We start from the raw sequence: 21,315 nt of genomic DNA, 5'->3' as shown, positions 1-21,315 counted from the left end.
TAGGCGGCCATCATCAGCTCGCGCACCAGCCCCGCCCCGCGCGAGACCAGCGTCCAGCCGCCCAGCGTGACGATGCTGCGGATCATCCGGCTCATGCGCCGGCCCTTTCGGCCCCTTCCGTGATGGCCTGGCGCAGCTTCTTCTCCAGCGCCTCCTGCCGGTGCTTCTGGTGCAGCTTCAGGCCGAACATGTCCTTGACATAAAAGGTGTCCACCACCTGCGCGCCATAGGTCGCGATCACGGCGCTGGCGATGTAGATGTTGCTGGCGGCGAGCGTCCGGGTCAGGTCGTAGAGCAGGCCCGGCCGGTCGCGGGTATCGACCTCGATGATCGTGTAGATGTCGGACCCTTCGTTGTCGAACATGATATGGGTCGGGAAGCGGAACTCGCGTTCGCGTTTCTTCAGCTTGTCGCGGTCCTTCAGCGCCTCGCGGGCCACGACCTCGCCCTTCAGCGTCTTGTCGATCATCTGGCGCAGGCGCGGCAGGCGGCTGACCTCGTAGGGGTGGCCTTCGATGTCCTGCACCCAGAAGACGGCGGTCGCATATCCGTCCTTCGAGGTATAGGTGCGCGCATCCACCACGTTCGCGCCGACCAGCGCCAGCGCCCCGGCGAGGCGGCTGAAGATGCCGGGATGGTCGGCCAGCGCGAAACAGGCGCGGGTCGCGTCGCGGTCGGGGTCGGGGTGCAGGTCGATGCGGATCTCGTCATCGCCGATGCCTTGCAGGAGGCGCGCGAAGACCTCGTGCGTGTCGGTGGACAGGCCCTGCCAATAGGGCGGGTAGTGGCGCGTCAGCTCGTGGTCGAGCGCCGCGGGATCCCAGCCTTTCAGCCGGTCGGCCAGGGCGCGGGTCGCCTCTTCCTGCCGGTTCTCGCGGTTGAGCGTTTCAAGCCCGCCCTCCAGCGCCTCGGCGGTCTGCTTGTAAAGCTGCCGCAAGAGCATGGCCTTCCAGTTGTTCCAGGTGCCCGGCCCCACGCCGCGGATGTCGCAGACGGTCAGCACCGTCAGCAGGTCCAGCCGCTTGCGGGTCTTCACCGCCTTGGCGAAGTCGCGCACCGTGCGGGGATCGCCGATGTCGCGCTTTTGCGCCATGTCGGACATCAGAAGGTGATAGCGCACCAGCCATTCCACCGTCTCGCATTCCTCGGCATCGAGGCCGAGCCGCGGCGCCACCCGCCGGGCGATCTGGGCGCCGAGGATGGAATGGTCCTCGGGCCGGCCCTTGCCGATGTCGTGGAGAAGCAGCGCCACATAAAGCACCCGGCGGTTCACCCCGGCCTTCAGGATGCCGCTGGCGACCGGCAGTTCCTCGACCAGTTCCTCGCGCTCGATCTGCGCGAGGCAGGAGATCGTCTGGATGATGTGCTCGTCCACCGTGTAGTGGTGATACACGTTGAACTGCATCATCGCGACGATGGGTTCGAACTCCGGGATGAAGGCGGAGAGCACGCCGAGCTCGTTCATCCGGCGCAGGCTGCGTTCCGGGTTGCCGTGCTTGAGCAGGAGATCGAGGAAGATGCGCTGCGCCTCGGGGTCCTCGCGCATCTCGTCGTCGATGAGATCCAGGTTCTGCGTGACGATCCGCATGACGTTGGGATGCAGCAGATACCGTGTTCGCAGCGCCTCTTCGAACACCCGCAACAGGTTCAGCTTGTCGGCGAGAAAGGCCGCGGGATCGACCACGTCGATCCGGCCCTGCACCAGCTTGTAGCCCTTCTTCACCCGCTTGGTCATCTTGAAGATGCCGAAGAGGCTGGCCTCGCGCTTGGCGTGGCGGGCTTCAAGCTCGGTCAGGAAGATGCGGGTCAGCTCGCCCACCCGGGTTGCGAGGCGGAAGTAGTCCTGCATGAAGATCTCGACCGCCCGCCGCCCGCCCGCGTCGCGATAGCCCATGCGCGCCGCCACCTCGACCTGAAGGTCGAAGGTCAGCGTGTCGGTCGGCCGGCCGGTGATGTAGTGCAGGTGGCAGCGGACGGCCCAGAGGAAATCCTCGGCCTGGGCAAAGCTGTCGAACTCCTCGCGCGACAGAAGCCCGGCGCCGACCAGCCCTTCGGCGGAAGGCACGCGGTTCAGGTACTTGCCGATCCAGTAGAGCGTCTGCAAGTCGCGCAGGCCCCCCTTGCCCTCCTTCACGTTCGGCTCCAGCACATAGCGCTGGCCGCCCTGCCGCTTGTGGCGTTCCGCCCGTTCGGCAAGCTTGGCCTCGATGAACTCCGGCCCCGAGTTCCGGAAGAGGTCGGACCAGAGTTTCGCGTCCAGCTCCTCGGCCAGGGGCGCATGGCCGCAGATGAAGCGGTGTTCCAGCAGCGCAGTGCGGATGGTGATGTCCTCGCGCCCGAGGCGGATGCAGTCCTTCACCGTGCGGCTGGCATGGCCGACCTTCAGCTTCAGGTCCCACAGCATGTAGAGCATGGTCTCGATCACGCTCTCGGCCCAGGGGGTGACCTTCCAGGGAGTCAGGAACAGGAGGTCCACGTCGGACTGCGGCGCCATCTCGGCCCGGCCATAGCCACCGACGCCGAGGACGGCGATGCGTTCGGCCTCGGTCGGGTTGGCCAGGGGATGCAGGCGCATCGCGGCCGCCAGGGCAACCCGGACCAGCACGTCGGTCAGCGCGGCCTGAGCCGAAACGAGGGCCCGGGCCTGACGCGGTGTCTTGCGGAATTCGGCCTCGAGGGCAGCGGTCGCCTCGGTCCTGGCGGACTGGAGCAGCCTTACGACCGTTGCCCGTGCGGACCTGGCGTCTGCCACCTGGCGCAGGGCATCTTCGACCTGTGCGGTCAGTGCAACGACGTCGGGCACCGCATGGGCGGAACCCGGGGCCGGTTGCGTCGGTGAAACCGCCGCCTGGGCTTCCACGTCGTTCCGACCCGGTGTCAGAAGCCCGCGCCGGCGAAGCTGCGCGGCGCGGCGTCAACGATCACGACCTGATTGCCCCTGATCTGGGCGACGGCAAGGCCGCGCTGGTTGGTCCCGTTGGGCAGGAAGCGGAAGATCCCCGCCACCCCGGCGAAGCCGGCCGATTGGGTCAGGTCCGCCTTGCCGATCGGCGCACCGCCCTTGACCCGCCCGGCAAGGGCTCCGATCGCCGCGATCCCGTCATAGGCCAGCGCCGCCACCGGCGCCGGCTGGCTGCCGTAGGCCGCCGCATAGCGCTCGCGGAATTGCGCGGTCAGGCCCGGATCGGGCATGGCGAACCAGCCGCCCTGCACCCCGGGCAACGACAGCGTTGCCGGCGGGATGTCCCAGCGCGTCAGGCCGATGAACTGCGTCGTCGCACGGTCGATACCATTGTCCACCAGAAGCTGCGTCAGCAGCGGCAGGGCGCCCGCGGTATCCGCGGTCAGGAACAGCGCCGTGGCCCCGGAGGAACGCGCCGCGCTGACGATGCCCGGCGCGGCCTGGACGATGCCGTTCTGCGAGAATTCGTAGGATGTCACGCCGACCACCTTGCCGCCGGCCGCCGCGACCCCGCGTTCGATCGCGGCCTTGCCGACCTCGCCCGCGACATTGCGGTCGTGGACGATCAGGACATTGGATTTGCCATTGCGGACCGCGTAGCCGGCAAGCCGGCGCGCCGTCACGTCGAAGGTCTGCCCCAGTACAAAGACGTTCCCCCCGGCGATGGCCGCGTTGTTCGAGAAGGCAAGCACGTTGACGCCGGTGCTGGCCACCGCAACGCCCGCCGCGTTGGCTTCCTCGGAATAGAACGGGCCAAGGATGACCTGGGCGCCCTCGTCCACTGCCTGCTTCGCGAGGGCCGAGGCCTTCGCCGGGCTGCCGCCGGTGCGATAGACGCGTAGGTCGACATTGACACCCGACAGGTCCGCCATTGCCAGCCGCGCCGCGTTCTCGAGGTTCGACCCGAAGAGTTCATCCTGCGACTGGCCGGACCCCGAGGGAACCAGAAGAGCCACCTGCACCGATCCGCCGCCCGGAGGTGGCGTGCCTGGACCGGTCGCCGGAACGCAGGCGGAAAGGACGACGGCGCCAAGACCAACAAGCATCTGACCCAGCGACTTGCGGGCCCGGCGAATAACGGACAACATGGTGGTTCCTCACTGTTGCAGTGCGACTGCGATTGCGAGCCAAGGTAAAGGGTTCGATGCGGGAAGTAAACTTGTGAGGCCGGCCTCCGACACCTCTGATTCTCCGGCGAGTCCCGGCCTGCGCGCCATTCCGCCGGGGCTGCATTTCGTGTCGACGCCGATCGGAGCGGCACGCGACATCACGCTGCGCGCGCTGGACGTGCTGGCGGGGGCGGACGTGCTGGTGGCCGAGGACACCAGAACGCTGCGGCACCTGATGGAGATCCACGGCATCGCGCTTTCGGGCCGCCCGCTGATTGCCTATCACGACCACTCCGGCCCGGGGCAGATGCAGCGCCTTCTGGACCTGCTGGCCGAGGGCAAGAGCCTTGCCTATGCCTCCGAGGCCGGGACGCCGCTGGTCTCGGACCCCGGCTTCGAACTGGCACGGTCGGTGGCAGAAGCCGGGCTGCCGATGACCGCCGCCCCCGGCCCATGTGCGGCGATCTGCGCGCTGACACTTTCGGGACTGCCCACCGACCGCTTCCTCTTTGCCGGCTTTGCCCCGGCGACACAGGCGGCAAGGCGGATGTTCCTGGGCGAACTGGCGGGCGTTCAGGCCACGCTCATCCTGTACGAAAGTCCCAAGAGGCTTGCGGATCTTCTGGCGGACATGGTCGCGGCCCTGGGTCCGACCCGCCGGGCTGTGGTCTGCCGCGAACTGACCAAACGCTACGAAGAGGTGCTGCGCGGGCCGCTGGTCGATCTGGCGGCTGATGTCGCGTCCCGGCAGATCCGTGGCGAGATCGTCGTGCTCGTCGACCGCGCCCCGGCGTCCGACGCAACCGAGGAAGACATCGCAGCGGCATTGGATGAGGCCTTGCAGACCATGTCCGTTAAGGATGCAGCAATATTTGTGTCGCAGACTCTGGGCGTATCGCGCAAGATCGCCTACCGGATCGCCCTCGACCGCAGCAAGGAATGACCGCATGCCTTTCGATTTCATTGCCTCTCCCGTTGGCCGGTCCCGCTCGGCGCGCGGCAAGGCCAACTACCATGCAGGTCATGCTGCCGAAGCCGCGGTTGCACGACTGTACGAGACCCGCGGAACGGCCATCTGCGCGCGGAACTGGCGCGGCCGCGGCGGCGAGATCGACCTGATCGGCCGCGACGGGGATGTGGTGGTCTTCGTCGAGGTCAAGCACAGTCGCACTCATGACCTTGCTGCCTCGCACCTTTCCCAGGCACAGGTCGGGCGCATCTTTGCGGCCGTCGATGAATTCCTGGCGGGTGAACCCAAGGGGCTCTTGACCGATGTCCGCATCGACCTTGCACTGGTCGATGCCCTGGGCCGGATCGAGGTGGTGGAAAACGCCTTCGCGGGCTGAATTGCATCTTCCGCCGCCATCGGTCATCACTCGGGGTCACAGGACGGAGTGAACCGATGCCCCTCAAGGTAGCCTTGCAGATGGACCCGATCGGGTCGGTCAACATCAACGCCGATTCCACATTCCGCATCGCGCTGGAGGCCCAGGCGCGGGGACATTCGCTGTTCTTCTACACGCCCGACCGCCTGGCCTATGTCGAAGGCCGGGTCATGGCACGTGGCTGGCCGATCGAGGTTCGGCGCGAGGTCGGCAATCACGTGACCTATGGCGAGGAGACCGAGGTCGATCTGGGCGGGTTCGACGTGGTCTGGCTGCGCCAGGATCCGCCTTTCGACATGGGCTACATCACCACCACCCACCTGCTGGAAATGATCCATCCCCGGACGCTGGTGGTGAACGATCCCTTCTGGGTGCGCAATTCGCCCGAGAAGCTCCTCGTGCTGCGTTTCCCGGAACTGACCCCGCCCACCGCCATCGCCCGCGACCTCGGCACCATCCGCGCCTTCAAGGCCCGGCACGGCGACATCATCCTGAAGCCGCTTTATGGCAACGGCGGCGCGGGCGTCTTCCGGCTGGACCCGAACGACCGCAACCTGACCTCGCTGCACGAGCTGTTCATGGGCATCAACCGCGAGCCGCTGATCGTGCAGAAGTTCCTGCCCGCGGTCGAAAAGGGCGACAAGCGGGTCATCCTCGTAGATGGCGAGCCGGTGGGCGCGATCAACCGCGTGCCGCAGGCCGGCGAAACCCGGTCGAACATGCATGCCGGCGGGCGGCCCGAGAAGGTGGGACTGACCGAGCGCGACCTGGAAATCTGCCGCACCATCGGCCCCGTCCTGCGCGATAAGGGCCAGATCTTCGTCGGCATCGACGTGATCGGCGACTGGCTGACCGAGATCAACGTGACCTCGCCCACCGGCATCCAGGAGCTGGAGCGGTTCGACGGCACCAATGCCGCACGCCGCATCTGGGAAGTGATCGAGGCGAAGCGCGCCTAGGCCAGCCCGCTGTCGGGATAGGCGCTGACCACGGTCCAGACGACCTCCTTCATCCAGGCCTGCTGCGCGGCCGAGGGCCAGCCGGGCTCGCCCCGCAGTCCCGGGATCTCGCGCGGGTCGCGGCCGTAGATCACGGCGTAATGCGCCAGCGCGATCAGGAAGGCGCCCTTCGCATTGACGTGGATGTCGTCCTCGAACAGCTCCTGCATCCGCGACAGGCCCGGCGCCGTTCCGGCCTGGATCGCGTCATAGACCGCCGCCATGATCTTCGGCCCCGGGATCACCCGCATCCGCGGGCTGTCCTTCGGGCGGTTGGCGTTCACGAAATCCGCGATGCTCTGCCAGGCGGACATCTCTACATCCAGCCGCTCGCGGAAAGGGATCTTCTGGTCCTCGCTGTTGTCCCATTCGCTGGGCGTGCCGCTGCCTAGGCTGATCCACGAGGCGTAATAGACTGTCTCGGCACCCTTGCCGCCACGACCGTTCTTCCAGGCGTGTTCGAACCATTTCAGCGCAATTTTGTCGGCGTGGTGCCATTCCAGGGTCGCGCGTACCGCCACACGTTCGGTCAGCACCAGCAGGTCGTATTTCGCGATGTCCCGCCGGGCATCCACCGGCAGGTTCAGGTCGTTATCCCAGCGGTGCTCGGCCGGGCTGCCGGGAATCGTGGACAGGTCGATCTTCATGCCGCGCGACTGCTGCCCGCCCGCCGCCCTGACCAGGATCTCCAGCGGATGCGGGATCGGGTCGGTCAGGCTGTGGCCCGACATAACGATGCGCAAGTTGAACGGCCGCTCGGCCGGACCGGCGCCAACCGCGCCGCCCGCAATCGCGGGAAGCGCCGCAAGCCCGGCCAGAACGCTGCGGCGGCTAGGAAATTCGGCCATGACAATCACCTTTCACAACGACTCTGCCGACAGCCTACAGGTCGGGGCCGGGGCTGGGAAGGCCCGCTGCCGCCCCGAAAGCGCGGGAAAAATGGTCGTATACGACCACAGGACGTTTGGGCCGCCGCCCCGCACCCGGTAAGGTTGCCGGACACTGCCAGCGGCCCGCCGGAGACCCATGCGCGCGATCCTGATCCTGTTCCTGTCCGCCCTGCCCGCCCTGGCCGAGCCGGAGGAGGCAATCGGCATCCTCAACCCCGAGGAGATGACCATCGCCCGCATCCTTGACGATGTGGCCCGGGGCGAGACCAGCATGATGCATTGCGCCGCCGGCTACGGGATCACCAAGAAGGGCGACCACGACCATGCGCGCGACGTGTTCGAGGCCTGCGCGCGCGATGGCTGGACCGGGGCGATGACCTGGATGGCGCAGCTCGACGACAACGGCCTCGGCGCGCCCGACGAGGATCCGGGTCGGGCCGCGAACTGGGACCGGATGGCCGCCGAGGCGGGCGATCCGGTTGGCCAGTTCAACTACGGGCTGGACCTGATGCGCGGGCGCGGCGTGGCGCAGGACCAGGCTGCGGGGCGCGCGTTGGTGGACCGGGCGGCGGCGGCGGGTCTGCCGGTGGCGCAAAGGCTGCAGGCGGCGGGCTATGACTTGGACGAGGTCACCCCCGACGCGGACGACTGGAAGTACGAGAAACGTCTCTACTGACCCCCTCCGAAGGTCGCATAGGCCCCGGGGCGGAATCATGGCTTACTCAACGGCATCAGATGGAGGAGGACCCAAGATGCGCTGGACGAAACCCAAGGCCGTGGAAGTGCGCTGCGGCATGGAAATCAACATGTACGGCCCCGCCGAGGACGACCGCACCCTGGTCTGATCGGAACATCCCATGATCCTGACGGTACTCGGCGCCGCTGCGGGCGGCGGGGTGCCGCAATGGAACTGTGCCTGCCGGAATTGCTCCCTGGCCCGCGCGGGTGACCTGCCACGGATGACGCAATCGTCCGTGGCCGTTTCATTGGACGGCACCGGATGGGTGGTGCTGAACGCCTCGCCCGACATCCGCGCCCAGCTTGCCGCGCCGCGCTTTGCGCCGCAGGGGCTGCGGGGCAGCCCGGTCAAGGGGGTGGTGGTCACCAATGCCGATGTCGATCACATCGCCGGACTTTTGTCCCTGCGCGAGGGCACGGGCTTCGATCTCTGGGCCAGCGCCGAGACCCACGCCGTGCTGGCGGCAAGCCCGGTGTTCGGCGTGTTGTCCGAGGTGGTGCTGCGTCGGGACATGGCGCTGGACGAGGGCTTCAATCCCATCCCCGGCCTGACCGTCACGCCCTTTGCCGTGCCCGGCAAGGTGGCGCTGTTCCTCGAGGCCGAACAGGGCGCCTACCATCGCATGGGCGGGCAGACCGTCGGGCTCGAAATCACGGGCGGCGGCAAGCGTGTCCTTTACATTCCCGGCTGCGCCAGTCTGCCCGACTGGCTGCTGGACCGGATCGAGGGGGCAGACGTGCTGTTCTTCGACGGCACCGTTTTTCACGACGACGAGATGATCCGCGAAGGCGTCGGCGCCAAGACCGGCGCGCGCATGGGCCATGTGGCGATCGGGGGGGCGGGCGGCACGCTCGAGCGCCTTTCGGGACGCCGGGTCGGGCGCAAGATCCTGATCCACATCAACAACACCAATCCCATCCTGCGCCCCGACAGTCCGGAGCGCGCGGCGGTGACTGCGGCGGGATGGGACATCGCCCTTGACGGGACGGAGATAGCGGCATGACCGAGATGACGAAACCGACAAGCGACCTCGAGGCGCGGCTGCGCCGGATCGGAGACGAGCGATATCACGACCGCCACCCCTTTCACCGCCTCCTGCACGGGGGCGGGGCGACGGTGGATCAAGTCCGCGCCTGGGTGGTCAACCGCTGGTACTACCAGAGCCGGATCCCGATGAAGGATGCGGCCTTCATGAGCCGGGTCGAGGATCCCGACCTGCGCCGCGCCTGGCGCAGCCGGATCGAGGACCACGACGGCGCCGAGGGGCGCGAGGGCGGCATCCGGCGCTGGCTCAGGCTGGCCGAGGCGGTGGGGCTCGACCCCGACTATGTGGCCTCGGGCGCAGGCGTCATGCCGGCGACGCGCTTTGCGGTGGATGCCTATGTGGCCTATGTCCGCGAAAGGCCGCTCTTGCAGGCAGTGGCCTCTTCGCTGACCGAGCTTTTCGCGCCGAGGATCCATGCCGAACGGATCGCGGGGCTGCTGGAGCACTACGATTTCGCCACGCCCGAGACGATGGCCTATTTCCGGCATCGCCTGACCGAGGCGCCGAAGGATGTGGCCTTCGGGCTGCAATGGGTTCTCGACCACGCCCGCACGCCCGAGGACCAGGACGCGGCGGCGGCGGCGCTGACCTTCAAGACCGATGTGCTCTGGGCACAGCTCGATGCGCTGTGGCACGGCTATGTCGAACCGGGGAACATCCCCCCCGGCGCCTGGCGGCCGGGCGAGGGGCTGCGGTGACGCCCGCCCTGCCCCCCGGCGTACGGCTGCACTGGGACGCGGTGCGCGGGACGCATGTGCTGCTCGCCCCCGAGCGGGTGCTGATGCTGGACGCGGTGGGCCATGCGATCCTGTCCCGGGTGGACGGGGCGACGGCGGTCGCGGCGCTGGTCGCGGACCTCGCCGCCGCCTTCGACGCGCCGGCGGAAGAGGTCGGCCCGGACGTGACCGAGTTCCTGGAAGGTCTCGCCCGCGAGCGGCTGGTGGACCTTCATGCCTGACGGAACCCTCCCCACCGCCGTCCCGCCGCCCATCGCTCTTCTGGCCGAGCTGACGCATCGCTGCCCGTTGTCCTGCCCCTATTGCTCGAACCCGCTGGAGCTGACCCGGCGCGAGGCCGAGCTTTCGGTCGCGGACTGGGCCGAGGTCTTCCGTCAGGCGGCGGCGCTGGGTGTGTTGCAGGTGCACCTGTCGGGCGGCGAGCCCGCCTCGCGCCGGGATCTGGAAGAGATCGTCGCCGCGGCGCGGGGGGCGGGGCTTTATGCAAACCTCATCACCTCGGGCATCGGGTTGACCGCCGACCGGATCGCGACGCTGGTCGCGGCGGGGGTGGATCATGTGCAGCTGTCCGTTCAGGGCACGCGGGCCGAGACGGCGGACCGGGTGGGCGGCTACCGGGGCGGCTTTGCCCGCAAGATGGAGGTGGCCGAGGCGCTGGCGGCGGCCGGGGTCGCGCTGACCCTGAACGCGGTGATGCACCGGCACAATCTGGCGGAACTGCCCGGGGTCTTCGATCTGGCCGAACGGCTGGGCGCGCGGCGGGTGGAGGTGGCCTGCGTCCAATTCCAGGGCTGGGCGCTGGCGAACCGGGCCGTGTTGCAGCCGACGCGCGAGCAGGTCGAGGAGGCCAAGCGGCTGGTCGGGGCGGCCCGCCGGGACCGCGCGGGACGGCTGGTGATCGACTTCGTGCCGCCGGATTACTACGCCGACCTGCCCAAGGCCTGCATGGGGGGCTGGGGCTCGACCGGGCTGAACGTGGCCCCGGACGGCGCGGTCCTGCCCTGCCACGCGGCGCAGACGATCCCGGGGATGGTCTTCGCCAACGTCAGGGAGACCCCGCTGGACGAGATCTGGTATCGGGGGCCTGCCTTCGCGGCGTTTCGGGGGACGGAGTGGATGCCCGAGCCCTGCCGATCCTGCGACCGGCGCGAGGTCGATTTCGGGGGCTGCCGCTGCCAGGCGCTGGCTGTCCTCGGCGATGCCTCGGCCCCCGATCCGGTCTGCCGGCGGACGCCGGGGCGGGCGAAGCTTGACCAGCTTCTGGCAGCGGAAGGGAACGCGCCGGGACTCGACGCGGCGCGGTGGCGGCGGATCGGGGGCTGAGTGTCCACGGTGGACAATTCCGGATTTCGCTTTGTGATCATGGGCTTGTCCGCGGACGATAACCGGGCGTTAACCAGCTGAAACGGGCCTGCCTTCGACCGTTCCTGCCCTGACCAAGCCGATCCTTCCGGGTCAGTCGGCGCCGGTCTGCCCGGACCGGGCCGCGTCCGGCAACCGCCGCAGGAGGATCAACCCGTAGAGAAAGTTCGGCAGGACGACAAGCATCGGCATGAGGTAGGTGGCGGGGGGCATGGGGCCGTCGGGCAGCGGGTATTTCGCGGTCTCGTAGGCCACGAGCAGGATGCCGAAGTTCCAGAGCAGATGATATGCGACGGCGGTCCAGATCGACCCGGTGCGCAGCATCAGCGCCACGAGGAGGGTGCCGGTCATCATCGCGGCGACCGCCTGCGCGGCGGCCAGGCGGATGTCGCCCAGCGCGAAGGCGTTGAGGACGTGAACCGCTCCGAACAGGACCGAGGTCAGCGCGATCGCCGCCCATAGGGCCATGCGCCCCCGGAAGGCCGCGAAAAGGACGCCGCGGAACATCCATTCCTCGGAGAGCGCGACAAGCGCCGTGTTGACCGCGAGGAAGAGGACCGCCTGCGCGGGTGGCAGGCCCACGGCGAAGGCGATGGCGTAGAAGGGCAGCAGGGTCAGGACGGGGAACCAAGCGAGCCGGAGGACCGGGCCGCTCCGGGGCGCGCGGAAGCCGAGATCGCGCCAGCCGAAGGCGCGCGTGGCAATCGCGAGGAGGACGGCGCCGGCCAGCACGTTCCAGGCGATGCCGCCGGAGAGGAAGCCGACGATCTCGGCGATCCCGGCGGTCTGCGGGCGCAGCATCGTTCCGACGATGACGGTCACGGCGAGCCATGCCATGAGGGTCACGAGGGCTTTGGGCAGGCGGTTCGGCATCGCGGTCCTGGAACTTGGGCGTCATCTGCCCTGGGTAACGATGCGCGGCGACAAGGCGTTCCGGGTATCGCGGGGCGGTTGCGGATGACTAAGCGCGAAGCGGCCCGGCGGCAAGGACCGGCTTCCGGGGCGGACTACGACCATGAGGCCGGGGTTTCTACGACCATTCGGGCCGATCCGCTTGACGCAGGTCAAACAGCGCGGGGCGCGGGCGGACGCAAGTTGGGCAGGTTCCATCAGCCAAGGAGACCGCGATGCAACCGATCCTTCGCCCCTTTGCCGCTGCCGCGCTGGCGCTGGTCCTGTCCGTGCTTCCGCTTGCGACGCCCTTGCGCGCCGACGATCCGGGGGCGTTCGAGAAGATCAAGATCGACGCGGGCAAGGCGCTGTTCGAGGCCAGTTGCCGCCGCTGCCATGCGACCGATGCCAGCGACCCGAGCTATGGCCCCGTCCTGGAGGGCGTGGTCGGACGGAAGGCCGGCAGCATGGAAGGCTATCCCTATTCCCCGGCACTGAAGGGCGCGGGCTTCGTCTGGACCCCCGGCGCCATGCGGGCCTGGATGGAGGACAACGACGGGCTCGTCCCCGGCACCAAGATGCGGCATGTGGGCATCGAGGACCCGACGGTGCAGGACTTCATCCTGGCCTATCTGAGGACCACCGGCCGCTGAGCGGCGCGCCTGCGGCGCAAGCCTTTCCTGTCGTCGTCGGCCTTCGCCTCCTCCTCCGTGCGGCATGGCCGCCGGACCGGGGGGCGGGGCCATGCCGCGCCTCCAGCGGGAGTATTTGGAAAAGGGCAAGCAGCAGGCCAGGGGGGCGCGCGGGGGCTTACGACCATTGGCCAATACCGGCGGCGCGGTTTGGGACGCAAAGTGACCGGTGACAGGGGCCCCGGGGGAGGGACCGGCGCGCCGTCCAGTCGTCTGAAACCCGAGGGAGGGATCCTGATGAACCGCTTTGTCGCTGCCGTTTCGGCGGCCCTGATGCTTGCTGCCCCGGCTTATGCGGGGATCACCGAAGAGGACCTGGCGGGGGATGCCGCCTCGACAGGGGACATTCTGACCAACGGGATGGGGCGCGACCTGCAACGCTTCAGCCCGCTGGCGACGATCAACAAGGAGAACGTGGGCAAGATGGTCCCGGTCTGGGCCTTCTCGCTGGGTGGCGAGAAGCAGCGCGGTCAGGAGACGCAGCCGCTGATCCACGACGGGGTGATGTACATCACCGGGTCCTACAGCCGGCTTTACGCGATCGACGTCAAGACCGGGAAGGAGCTGTGGCAGTTCGACGCCCGCCTGCCCGAGGGCATCCTGCCCTGCTGCGACGTGATCAACCGGGGCGCGGCGCTGTATGGCGACAACATCTATTTCGGCACGCTGGACGCGCGGATCGTGGCGCTGAACGCCAAGACGGGCGACGTGGTCTGGAACAAGAAGATCGCCGACTACAAGGAGGGCTACAGCTATACCGCGGCGCCGCTGATCGTGAACGGGCTGGTCATCACCGGCAACTCGGGCGGCGAGTTCGGGATCGTGGGCGAGGTGCAGGCGCGCGATGCCGAGACGGGCGAGCTGGTCTGGACGCGCCCCACCATCGAGGGCCACATGGGCACGCTGAACGGCAAGGAATCGACCATGACCGGGACGCTGAACGCCTCGTGGCCGGGCGACCTGTGGAAGACCGGCGGCGGGGCGACCTGGCTGGGCGGGTCCTATGACATCGAGACCAACACGCTGGTCTTCGGCGCGGGCAACCCCGCCCCCTGGAACAGCTGGCTGCGCAATGCGGGCGACAAGAACGACGGGACGGGGGACAACCTCTATGCCGCCTCGCGGCTGGGGCTGGACCCGGCGACGGGCGAGATCAAGTGGCACTACCAGACCACCCCGCGCGAGGGCTGGGACTATGACGGGGTGAACGAGGTCGTGGCCTTCACCGACAAGGACGGCAAGAAGAAGTTCGCCACCGCCGACCGCAACGGGTTCTTCTATGTGCTGAACCGCGAGGACGGGAAGTTCCTGAACGCCTGGCCCTTCGTGAAGGACATCACCTGGGCCAAGGGCATCGACGAGAACGGCCGGCCGATCTATGTCGAGGAGAACCGTCCCGGGAACCCGGCCGCGGCGGCCGATGGGGCCAAGGGGGAGGTGATCTTCGCCTCGCCGTCCTTCCTGGGCGGCAAGAACTGGATGCCCATGGCCTACAGCCAGAAGACGGGGCTGTTCTATGTGCCGTCGAACGAATGGGGCATGGATATCTGGAACGAGCCCATCACCTACAAGAAGGGCGCGGCCTATCTGGGCGCGGGCTTTACCATCAAGCCGAATTACGAGGACCACATCGGCAGCCTCAAGGCCATCGACCCGATGACCGGCGAGTGGAAGTGGGAATACAAGAACGAGGCCCCGCTCTGGGGCGGGGTGATGACCACGGCCGGGGGCCTCGTGTTCTTCGGCACGCCGGAAGGCGAGTTCAAGGCGCTGGACGACGAGACGGGGGCTGAGCTTTTCAGCTTCCAGACCGGGTCGGGGATCGTGGGCCAGCCCGTCACCTGGGAGATGGACGGCGAGCAGTATGTCGCGGTCGTCTCCGGCTGGGGCGGGGCGGTGCCGCTGTGGGGCGGCGAGGTCGCGAGCAAGGTCAACTACCTGAACCAGGGCGGCATGGTCTGGGTGTTCAAGCTGCCGAAGGAACTGGCGATGGCGAACTGACCCCCTCTGGTCAGGCCATGCGAGGCCGCGCGCGTCCGGGCAGACCCGGGCGCGCGTGTGCTTTCGGATCATAGGACTTTTGGCCTGTATCGGGCCGGGACGGGGCGGGTTAGAGTTGGACATGGACCAACCCGGAAGGCTGAAGATCATGGTTCCGCAGGCTGATACCCGCCCGATGCACTCGGCCCTCATCGTGGACGACCATCCGCTGTTCTGCGACGCGCTCTCGATGACGCTGAAATCGGTCGCGGGGATCGAGGAGATCGAGACCGCCGACAGGCTCGAGACGGCGATCCACCGCGTCGATCTGTCCCCAGCGCCGGATGCGATCGTTCTGGACCTGAACCTGCCGGACGTGAACGGGATCGACGGCCTGATCCGCCTGCGCCTGGCGGCAGGCGAGGTGCCGGTTCTGGTGGTCTCGTCCCTGGCCGACAACCGGGTGATCGGGGCCTGCCTTGCGGCTGGCGCCGCAGGCTTCGTCCCCAAGCATTCCCGCCGCGAGGTCTTTCGCGCCGCCTTCGATGCGCTGCGCGAGGGCCGGCGCTTCGTGCCCGAGGGCTATGAGCCGCTGCCCGAGGGGAAGGGCAAGACCACCCCTCGCGAAGAGGCGATCGGGCGGCTGTCGCTGCTGACTCGGCAGCAGGCGAAGATACTACAGCTGATCTGCGAGGGGCTTCTGAACAAGCAGATCGCCTATGAGCTGTCGATCGCCGAGACCACGGTCAAGGCCCATGTCACCGCGATCATGCGCAAGCTCGGGGTGCAGAGCCGCACCCAGGCCGTGCTGATCGCGCGCGAGACCAACTTCTCCAGCCTCATGCCCGAGGACGGCTGAGCGGCTCGCGAAACCCTTGCCCGATGCCATGGGCGCGTCCTAGCATCGGCCAGGGGAGAAGGACCAGATGATCGCGCCCGAGAACTTGGCCCCCACCGATGCCCTGCCGGTGATGCCGCGCGCCCATGTGGCGGCACGCGATCCCGATGCGCTGGGCAAGCTGGTCCTGGGTCTGGGGCCGGGGCCATTTGCGGCGGTGGTGCTGTTCATCTCGCCCGAGGCCGACCGGAAGGCGCTGGCCGCGGGGCTGGACCGCGCCTTTCCGGGCGTCACGGTAATAGGCTGCACCACGGCGGGCGAGATCTCCCCCGAAGGCTATTGCGACGGCGAGATTGTTGCCGTCGCCCTGCCCCGATCCTGCTTTGCGGTGGACTGCCTGGGCATCGACCTGAATCGTCTGGACGGGCAGGAGCTGATCGGCCGGCTGATCCGGGCGCGGGCGGGGCTTTCGCGGCTGCAACCCGACTGGGAGGGCGAATTCGCCTTCGTCATGGTGGATGGCCTGTCGATCCGCGAGGACGAGCTGACTGCGGCCCTGGGGCCGGGTCTGGGGCCGGTGCCGCTGTTCGGCGGCTCGGCCGGGGACGGGACGCGGTTCGAGGAAACCTTCGTCCTGCAGGACGGGCAGTTCCGGCAGGGCTGGGCCGTGCTGATGCTGGTGCGCACCGCCTGCAAGGTGAAGGTCTTCAGCCTGAACCACCTGACCCCCACCAACCGGCGCATGGTGGTGACGGGCGCCGATCCGGCACGGCGGGTGGTGCACCAGATCAACGCGGAACCCGCCGCGCAGGAATATGCGCGGCTTCTGGGCAAGGACCCGGGCCAACTGACAACCTTCACCTTCGCCGCCCATCCGGTCGTCGTGAGGATCGGCGGCAGTCACCATGTCCGGGCGATCCAGCAGATGGCGCCGAACGGGGATCTGGTCTTCTTCTCGGCCATCGACGAGGGGTTGGTGCTGACCCTGGCCGAGCCGCAGGACATGGCCGTCCATCTCGACCGCGCCCTGTCCGACCTGTCCGAGGGCGGACGGCCGGCGGCGATCCTGGCCTGCGACTGCATCCTGCGCCGGATCGAGGCGATGGAGAACCAGCGCTTCGGGGCGGTCTCGGCGCTGTTGAAGCGGCACGGGGTGGTGGGCTTTTCGACCTATGGCGAGCAGCTGAATTCCATGCATGTCAACCAGACCATGACCGGGGTCGCCATCTATCCGCCGAAGGTCGCGGGATGATCGAGACGCTGATCAACCCGGCCGACAGCGCCGAGCGGCGGGCCGAGAAGCTTCTGACCATCGCCGAGGCGCTGATGCGGAGGGTGGAGCAGGCGACGGACGATTCCGGCGCGGCCTATGCCCAGTTCCAGCGCGCGGCCCTGCTGGAGGACCAGGTCCGCGAACGCACACATGACCTGGGCCGGGCACTGGACCTGCTGAACGAATCGAACGCGCGCCTTGCCGAGGCGATGCGCGAGGCCGAGACCGCGCGGCAGAACCTGTCGAGTGCGATCGAGACGGTGCAGGAGGGCTTTGCCCTGTTCGACCGCGAGGACCGGCTGGTGATGTGCAACAGCCGCTTTGCCATGCACATGCCGGATGTCCATGCGCAGCTTAAGCCGGGGCTGGCCTTCCAGGACTATGTGGCGATGGTCAGCCGCTCGCCCCATCTGGCCCTGCCCGAGGGCGAGGGCGCGCCGGACTGGGCCCAGGGCCGGATGCGGCGGCACAAGGATCGGCATGTGATCTTCAACGTGCGGATGACGGGCGACCACTGGGTGCAGGTGAGCGAGCACCGGACGGCCGACGGCGGCACGGTGATCCTGCAGACCGACGTGACCGACATCATCCGCGCCGAACGGCACGAACGCGGCAAGCTTCTGGACGACCAGGCGCGTGTGATCCGGGCGACGCTGGACCACATCAACCAGGGCGTCGGCATCTTCGACGCCGAGGCGCGGCTGGTCGGCTGGAACCAGCGGCTCGGGGCGCTTCTGTCGCTGCCCATGGGGCGGCTGCGGATCGGCGCCTCGTTCGAGAACCTCTTCACCCGGTTCCGCAGCGAGATGCGCCTGGGCGAGGGGATGACGGACGCGGCCCTGATGGACTGGGTGGCCGCCCCCGGCAGCCGCCCGCCCTTGCAGTTCGAGGCCCGGCGCGGCGCGGATCTGATCCTCGATGTCTTTGCGCAGGGAATGCCGGATGGCGGTTTCGTCTTCAGCTTCACCGACGTGACCGCCGAGCGCGCCGCGCTGGAGGCGCTGAGCCGGGCGAACGAGACGCTGGAAGCGCGGGTGATGGAGCGGACGCTGGAGCTGGAGGATGCGCTGGCCCATGCCGAGCGCGCCAATGCCAGCCGGTCGCGGTTCGTGGCGGCGGCGAGCCACGACCTGTTGCAGCCCCTGTCGGCGGCGAAGCTGTTCATCAGCTCCATCACCGGCGAGGGGTTGGACAAGGGCGCGCAGGTGGCGCTGGAGAAGGCGCAGAACGCGCTGATGTCGGTCGAGGGGATCCTGGACGCGCTTCTGGACATCTCGAAGCTGGAATCGGGGAAGGCCGCGGTCAGCGTGGGGGCGGTGCAGCTGGACCGGCTCTTGCGGACGCTGGCCGACGAGTTCGCGCCAATGGCGGCGGCCAAGGGGCTTCGGCTGCGGGTGGTGCCCTGCGGCGCGGTGGTGGAAAGCGATCCTGCCTATCTGCGGCGGATCCTGCAGAACCTGATCGGCAATGCGATCCGCTACACGGCGCAGGGCCGGGTGCTGGTGGGTGCGCGGCGGCGGGGCGCGGGGGTGCGGCTGGAGGTCTGGGACACTGGCCCCGGCATCCCGGAAGAGGCGCAGGACGACATCTTCAAGGAGTTCCACCGCCTGAATGCCCGCGCCTCGGCCAGCGAGGGGATGGGGCTTGGTCTGGCCATCGTGGAACGCGCCTGCGCACTTCTCGGCCATCCGCTGGGGCTGCGCTCGGAGGTCGGGCGGGGCACCTGTTTCCTGGTGCAGGTGCCGCTGAGCGATGCCGGCGCGGCCTTGCCCCTGCCCGCCGAGCTGCCCGAGCGGCGCAGCGGGCCGGTTGCGGCCGACAAGATCGCCTTCCTGGTCGAGAACGACGCGGAACTGCGCCGGGCGCTGGGGCTTCTGCTGGAGAAATGGGGGATGACGGTGCTCGAGGCCGCCTCGGGCGAGGAGGCGCTTGCGCTGATCGAGGAGATCGGGATCCTGCCCGACCTGTTCCTGGTCGATCACCAGCTGGGCGAGGGGATGACGGGTATCGACTTCGTCACCCGCGTCCGGGCGGCGCATGGAACGGTGCCGGCGCGGCTGATCACCGCGAACCGGGGCTGGGACGTGCGCGCCGCTGCGACCTCGGCGGGGATCGAGATCCTGTACAAGCCCATCGATCCCCGCGCGCTGGAGGCGGTGGTGGGGCGGCTTTAAGGCGACGGCTCCTCGTGCGCTTCGCGCCTCGTCGCGGGGGTCAGCGAGGAGAACCGAAGGGCACGACGCGCGGTCAGCCCTTGGCGCGCGTGAAACCCCTTGCGGAGTCGTAGCCATACAGCGCGGCGGCGGCGAAGATCGCCGTGGCGAGGCAGGTCCAGCCGAGGGCGGGCCAGTTGGGCGTGAGGTAGAGCGAGAAGCGGATCAGTTCGACCGCCTGGGTGAAGGGGTTCAGCGCGCAGGCGCGGGCGAGCGCGGGGCTCGCCTCGGCCATCTTCCACAGCGGGTAGAGGGCGGAGGAGAGGAAGAACATCGGGAAGATGACGAAGTTCATCACTCCGGCGAAGTTTTCAAGCTGGCGGATGAGCGAGGATAGGAGGAGGCCGAGCGCGCCGAGCATCAGCCCTGTGAGAAGAAGCGCGGGGATCACGGCGACAAGGCCCGCCAGGGGCGGGCGGATGCCCCAGGCATAGCCGATGCCGAGGAAGACGAGGCATTGCAGGAGGCTGATGAGCGTGCCCGCGAGCAGTTTCGCGAAAAGGAGCCAGCCGCGCGGCAGGGGGGCGGTGAGGAGAAGCCGCATGGAGCCCACCTCGCGGTCGTAGACGAGGGCGAGCGAGGACTGCATGCCGTTGAAGAGGCAGATCATCCCGAGCAGACCCGGAAGGATGTAGGTCTCGTAGGTGATGTAGGTCTGGTAGGGCGGGGTGATCGACAGGCCGAGGGCGGCGCGGAAGCCGGCGGCGAAGACGAGAAGCCAGACGAGGGGACGCACCAGCGCCGCGACGAGCCGGCTTTTCTGGCCGAGGAATCGGGCGAGTTCGCGGTGGAGGATGGCCCCGAGCGCGGTGAGGTAGCGCCCTGCGGCCGGCCCCGGGGGGCGTGCGCCGCCGCCCGGACCCCCGTGCGGGATATTTGGGGACAGATGAAGGGGATCGGGGGTCATGCGGGGTCCGCCGTCAGGGCGAGGAAGCGGTCGGTGAGGGTGGTGCCTTCGGCAATCTGCCCGGCGGGGGCATCGGCAAGGAGGCGGCCCCGGTGCAGGATCAGGCAGCGGTCGGTGGGGGCGACCTCGTCGGTCAGGTGGGTGGCCCAGAGGACGGTCGTGCCCTGCGCGGCCAGCGCATGGGCATGGTCGGTGATCGCCCGGCGCGAGGCGGCGTCGAGGCCGACGGTGGGTTCGTCGAGGAGGAGGACGGCGGGGCGGTGGATCAGCGCGCGTGCGAGTTCGACGCGGCGGCGCTGTCCGCCCGAGAGGCTGCGCGCGGGCGTGTCGGCGCGGTCGGTGAGCGAGAGGGTCGCAAGGGCCTCGTCGGCCAGTCCGCGGGCGGCGGGGCCGCGGAGGCCGTGGAGGGCGGCGTAGTAGAGGAGGTTGCGGCGGGTGGTCAGGTCGAGATCGAGCGTCGGCTGCTGGAAGACCACGCCCAGCGCGGCGAGGGCCTTGAGGGGGGCCTGCCCGAGGTTGTGCCCGGCGATGGTGATCTGTCCTTTCGGCGCGGTGAAGAGGCGGGTCAGTAGGGAGAAGAGGGTGGACTTGCCGGCGCCGTTCGGGCCGAGGAGCGCGGTGAAGCTGCCGGGGGCGAGCGCAAAGGACAGGTCGTCCAGCGCCCTGCGCGGGCCGTAGGAGAAGGAGAGGTTTTCGACCGAGAGGCTCATCGTCGGGCCGGGACGGAATGGCCCCGGATCGGGCAGAGCCCCCCTCCCCCATCCCTTCCTCGCGAGGGGGAGGGGTGACGTCGTTCCTGAAGCGCCTTGAGGATCGGATGCGGGCTGGCTTTGGTCATTCGATGGTGATCCGCAGGGCCTGGGTCTCGCCGCCTTGCGGGGTGCGCAGGGTGTAGGTGCCGGGCCTGACGGCGATGAAGCCGAATTCCACGGTCCCTGCCTCATCGAATTCCAGGCTGTCGAGGCCGAGGGGGCGGATCTCGATCCCCTCGATCACGATCTCGTCGATCCAGATCGCGCGAAAGAACTCCGCCCCTGCAAGCGCCAGTTCCTGGCTGCCGTCAGCGGTGATCTCGACCTCGTAATAGGTACCGGATTTCAGCCTCCAGGGCTCGCCCAGGGGCTGGCCGGCCGAAAGGACCAGTTCGGGAAGCTCCTGCCTGTTGGTGGCGGCGAAGAGGCCGGCGGGGGCATCCTGCGCGGCGGCGGGAAGGGCAAGGAAGGCCAGCGTGGCCGCTCCCCTTCTCCATCCCATGCCCGTGCGGGGGAGGGAAGGCGCGGATGTCGGGCGTGCT

At 68.6% G+C, this 21,315-nt stretch carries 21 protein-coding genes; 14 read left to right on the top strand and 7 right to left on the bottom strand.

Features of this window, described 5'->3' with window-relative positions; translation table 11 throughout:
- Positions 1-91: 91 nt before the first annotated feature.
- Positions 92-2,860 (bottom strand): [protein-PII] uridylyltransferase, encoded by a 2,769-nt coding sequence (locus ACK4IU_RS11385; RefSeq protein WP_409735053.1) that lies wholly within the window; start codon positions 2,858-2,860, stop codon positions 92-94.
- A gap of 17 nt (positions 2,861-2,877) precedes the next feature.
- On the bottom strand, positions 2,878-4,050 hold the full coding sequence (locus tag ACK4IU_RS11380; protein ID WP_409735051.1) for a penicillin-binding protein activator: 1,173 nt from the start codon (positions 4,048-4,050) through the stop codon (positions 2,878-2,880).
- A gap of 148 nt (positions 4,051-4,198) precedes the next feature.
- On the opposite strand from ACK4IU_RS11380, the gene rsmI reads away from it, so the two are divergent.
- From rsmI to gshB, 3 genes are read left to right on the top strand one after another with little or no spacing between them, the layout of a single operon-like run.
- Positions 4,199-5,014, top strand: a complete 816-nt coding sequence (gene rsmI, locus ACK4IU_RS11375) for a 16S rRNA (cytidine(1402)-2'-O)-methyltransferase (protein WP_409735049.1) — start codon at positions 4,199-4,201, stop codon at positions 5,012-5,014.
- Between the two features lie 4 nt (positions 5,015-5,018).
- Positions 5,019-5,417, top strand: coding sequence for a YraN family protein (locus ACK4IU_RS11370; RefSeq protein ID WP_409735046.1), 399 nt, complete (start codon positions 5,019-5,021; stop codon positions 5,415-5,417).
- A 56-nt stretch (positions 5,418-5,473) separates the two neighbouring features.
- Positions 5,474-6,415: a glutathione synthase gene (gene gshB, locus ACK4IU_RS11365; RefSeq protein ID WP_409735044.1), complete on the top strand. Its 942-nt coding sequence runs from the start codon at positions 5,474-5,476 to the stop codon at positions 6,413-6,415.
- On the opposite strand, the gene ACK4IU_RS11360 is transcribed toward gshB, so the two are convergent.
- Positions 6,412-7,302 carry a hypothetical protein gene (locus ACK4IU_RS11360; protein WP_409735042.1) on the bottom strand — a complete coding sequence of 297 codons (891 nt, stop codon included), beginning with the start codon at positions 7,300-7,302 and terminating at the stop codon, positions 6,412-6,414. The two genes, gshB and ACK4IU_RS11360, sit on opposite strands and share 4 nt — an antisense overlap.
- 178 nt (positions 7,303-7,480) lie before the next feature.
- Here ACK4IU_RS11360 and ACK4IU_RS11355 point away from each other — a divergent pair, with 178 nt between their 5' ends.
- The 6 genes from ACK4IU_RS11355 (at position 7,481) to pqqE (ending at position 11,188) form a co-directional block, all read left to right on the top strand.
- On the top strand, positions 7,481-8,020 hold the full coding sequence (locus ACK4IU_RS11355; protein ID WP_409735039.1) for a tetratricopeptide repeat protein: 540 nt from the start codon (positions 7,481-7,483) through the stop codon (positions 8,018-8,020).
- 76 nt (positions 8,021-8,096) lie between these two features.
- Positions 8,097-8,189, top strand: a complete 93-nt coding sequence (gene pqqA, locus ACK4IU_RS11350; protein ID WP_128514459.1) for a pyrroloquinoline quinone precursor peptide PqqA — start codon at positions 8,097-8,099, stop codon at positions 8,187-8,189.
- A gap of 12 nt (positions 8,190-8,201) precedes the next feature.
- Positions 8,202-9,086 (top strand): pyrroloquinoline quinone biosynthesis protein PqqB, encoded by an 885-nt coding sequence (pqqB, locus tag ACK4IU_RS11345; protein WP_409735036.1) that lies wholly within the window; start codon positions 8,202-8,204, stop codon positions 9,084-9,086.
- Positions 9,083-9,826 (top strand): pyrroloquinoline-quinone synthase PqqC, encoded by a 744-nt coding sequence (gene pqqC / locus ACK4IU_RS11340; protein WP_409735034.1) that lies wholly within the window; start codon positions 9,083-9,085, stop codon positions 9,824-9,826. The genes pqqB and pqqC overlap by 4 nt, the downstream gene beginning before the upstream one ends.
- A complete protein-coding gene (gene pqqD, locus ACK4IU_RS11335) occupies positions 9,823-10,086 on the top strand; it encodes a pyrroloquinoline quinone biosynthesis peptide chaperone PqqD (RefSeq protein ID WP_235019322.1) in 264 nt (87 codons plus the stop codon). Before pqqC ends, pqqD begins: the two co-directional genes overlap by 4 nt.
- Positions 10,079-11,188, top strand: coding sequence for a pyrroloquinoline quinone biosynthesis protein PqqE (gene pqqE / locus ACK4IU_RS11330; RefSeq protein WP_409735032.1), 1,110 nt, complete (start codon positions 10,079-10,081; stop codon positions 11,186-11,188). The genes pqqD and pqqE overlap by 8 nt, the downstream gene beginning before the upstream one ends.
- Before the next feature lie 132 nt (positions 11,189-11,320).
- Here pqqE and ACK4IU_RS11325 read toward each other — a convergent pair whose 3' ends face one another.
- A complete protein-coding gene (locus ACK4IU_RS11325) occupies positions 11,321-12,064 on the bottom strand; it encodes a CPBP family intramembrane glutamic endopeptidase (RefSeq protein WP_409735029.1) in 744 nt (247 codons plus the stop codon).
- Between the two features lie 290 nt (positions 12,065-12,354).
- Here ACK4IU_RS11325 and ACK4IU_RS11320 point away from each other — a divergent pair, with 290 nt between their 5' ends.
- From ACK4IU_RS11320 to ACK4IU_RS11300, 5 genes are all read left to right on the top strand, one after another.
- Positions 12,355-12,771 carry a c-type cytochrome gene (locus ACK4IU_RS11320; protein WP_409735026.1) on the top strand — a complete coding sequence of 139 codons (417 nt, stop codon included), beginning with the start codon at positions 12,355-12,357 and terminating at the stop codon, positions 12,769-12,771.
- A 276-nt stretch (positions 12,772-13,047) separates the two neighbouring features.
- On the top strand, positions 13,048-14,811 hold the full coding sequence (locus ACK4IU_RS11315) for a PQQ-dependent methanol/ethanol family dehydrogenase (protein ID WP_409735023.1): 1,764 nt from the start codon (positions 13,048-13,050) through the stop codon (positions 14,809-14,811).
- 121 nt (positions 14,812-14,932) lie between these two features.
- Complete coding sequence (locus ACK4IU_RS11310) at positions 14,933-15,649, top strand: LuxR C-terminal-related transcriptional regulator (RefSeq protein WP_409735021.1); 717 nt, start codon at positions 14,933-14,935, stop codon at positions 15,647-15,649.
- A gap of 67 nt (positions 15,650-15,716) precedes the next feature.
- A complete protein-coding gene (locus ACK4IU_RS11305; RefSeq protein WP_409735019.1) occupies positions 15,717-16,880 on the top strand; it encodes an FIST N-terminal domain-containing protein in 1,164 nt (387 codons plus the stop codon).
- Positions 16,877-19,075 (top strand): PAS-domain containing protein, encoded by a 2,199-nt coding sequence (locus ACK4IU_RS11300; protein ID WP_409735017.1) that lies wholly within the window; start codon positions 16,877-16,879, stop codon positions 19,073-19,075. Before ACK4IU_RS11305 ends, ACK4IU_RS11300 begins: the two co-directional genes overlap by 4 nt.
- Positions 19,076-19,148: 73 nt before the next feature.
- Here ACK4IU_RS11300 and ACK4IU_RS11295 read toward each other — a convergent pair whose 3' ends face one another.
- The 3 genes from ACK4IU_RS11295 to ACK4IU_RS11285 all read right to left on the bottom strand — a co-directional run bounded on the left by ACK4IU_RS11295 (position 19,149) and on the right by ACK4IU_RS11285 (position 21,275).
- Complete coding sequence (locus tag ACK4IU_RS11295; RefSeq protein ID WP_409735015.1) at positions 19,149-20,021, bottom strand: ABC transporter permease; 873 nt, start codon at positions 20,019-20,021, stop codon at positions 19,149-19,151.
- Entirely contained in the window at positions 20,018-20,731 is a 714-nt protein-coding gene (locus ACK4IU_RS11290; RefSeq protein WP_409735013.1) for an ABC transporter ATP-binding protein, read from the bottom strand. Before ACK4IU_RS11290 ends, ACK4IU_RS11295 begins: the two co-directional genes overlap by 4 nt.
- Before the next feature lie 124 nt (positions 20,732-20,855).
- Positions 20,856-21,275 (bottom strand): hypothetical protein, encoded by a 420-nt coding sequence (locus ACK4IU_RS11285; RefSeq protein ID WP_409735011.1) that lies wholly within the window; start codon positions 21,273-21,275, stop codon positions 20,856-20,858.
- Positions 21,276-21,315: the final 40 nt, after the last annotated feature.

The sequence above is a fragment of the Tabrizicola flagellatus genome (assembly GCF_046295235.1).
GTDB lineage: Bacteria > Pseudomonadota > Alphaproteobacteria > Rhodobacterales > Rhodobacteraceae > Tabrizicola > Tabrizicola flagellata_A.
Note: the sequence above shows the minus strand (reverse complement) of the source record. Positions and strands in the feature narration are given on the sequence as shown.

Bases quoted from the DNA above. Each gene is read 5' to 3' on its own strand.
- gshB (WP_409735044.1), top strand. From the start codon at position 5,474: ATGCCCCTCAAGGTAGCCTTGCAGATGGACCCGATCGGGTCGGTCAAC.
- pqqB (WP_409735036.1), top strand. From the start codon at position 8,202: ATGATCCTGACGGTACTCGGCGCCGCTGCGGGCGGCGGGGTGCCGCAA.
- pqqC (WP_409735034.1), top strand. From the start codon at position 9,083: ATGACCGAGATGACGAAACCGACAAGCGACCTCGAGGCGCGGCTGCGC.
- ACK4IU_RS11285 (WP_409735011.1), bottom strand. From the start codon at position 21,275: ATGGGATGGAGAAGGGGAGCGGCCACGCTGGCCTTCCTTGCCCTTCCC.
- ACK4IU_RS11360 (WP_409735042.1), bottom strand. From the start codon at position 7,302: ATGGCCGAATTTCCTAGCCGCCGCAGCGTTCTGGCCGGGCTTGCGGCG.
- pqqA (WP_128514459.1), top strand. From the start codon at position 8,097: ATGCGCTGGACGAAACCCAAGGCCGTGGAAGTGCGCTGCGGCATGGAA.
- ACK4IU_RS11325 (WP_409735029.1), bottom strand. From the start codon at position 12,064: ATGGCATGGCTCGCCGTGACCGTCATCGTCGGAACGATGCTGCGCCCG.
- ACK4IU_RS11355 (WP_409735039.1), top strand. From the start codon at position 7,481: ATGCGCGCGATCCTGATCCTGTTCCTGTCCGCCCTGCCCGCCCTGGCC.
- ACK4IU_RS11290 (WP_409735013.1), bottom strand. From the start codon at position 20,731: ATGAGCCTCTCGGTCGAAAACCTCTCCTTCTCCTACGGCCCGCGCAGG.
- ACK4IU_RS11310 (WP_409735021.1), top strand. From the start codon at position 14,933: ATGGACCAACCCGGAAGGCTGAAGATCATGGTTCCGCAGGCTGATACC.
- pqqE (WP_409735032.1), top strand. From the start codon at position 10,079: ATGCCTGACGGAACCCTCCCCACCGCCGTCCCGCCGCCCATCGCTCTT.
- ACK4IU_RS11320 (WP_409735026.1), top strand. From the start codon at position 12,355: ATGCAACCGATCCTTCGCCCCTTTGCCGCTGCCGCGCTGGCGCTGGTC.
- ACK4IU_RS11315 (WP_409735023.1), top strand. From the start codon at position 13,048: ATGAACCGCTTTGTCGCTGCCGTTTCGGCGGCCCTGATGCTTGCTGCC.
- ACK4IU_RS11305 (WP_409735019.1), top strand. From the start codon at position 15,717: ATGATCGCGCCCGAGAACTTGGCCCCCACCGATGCCCTGCCGGTGATG.
- ACK4IU_RS11300 (WP_409735017.1), top strand. From the start codon at position 16,877: ATGATCGAGACGCTGATCAACCCGGCCGACAGCGCCGAGCGGCGGGCC.
- ACK4IU_RS11370 (WP_409735046.1), top strand. From the start codon at position 5,019: ATGCCTTTCGATTTCATTGCCTCTCCCGTTGGCCGGTCCCGCTCGGCG.
- ACK4IU_RS11295 (WP_409735015.1), bottom strand. From the start codon at position 20,021: ATGACCCCCGATCCCCTTCATCTGTCCCCAAATATCCCGCACGGGGGT.
- ACK4IU_RS11380 (WP_409735051.1), bottom strand. From the start codon at position 4,050: ATGTTGTCCGTTATTCGCCGGGCCCGCAAGTCGCTGGGTCAGATGCTT.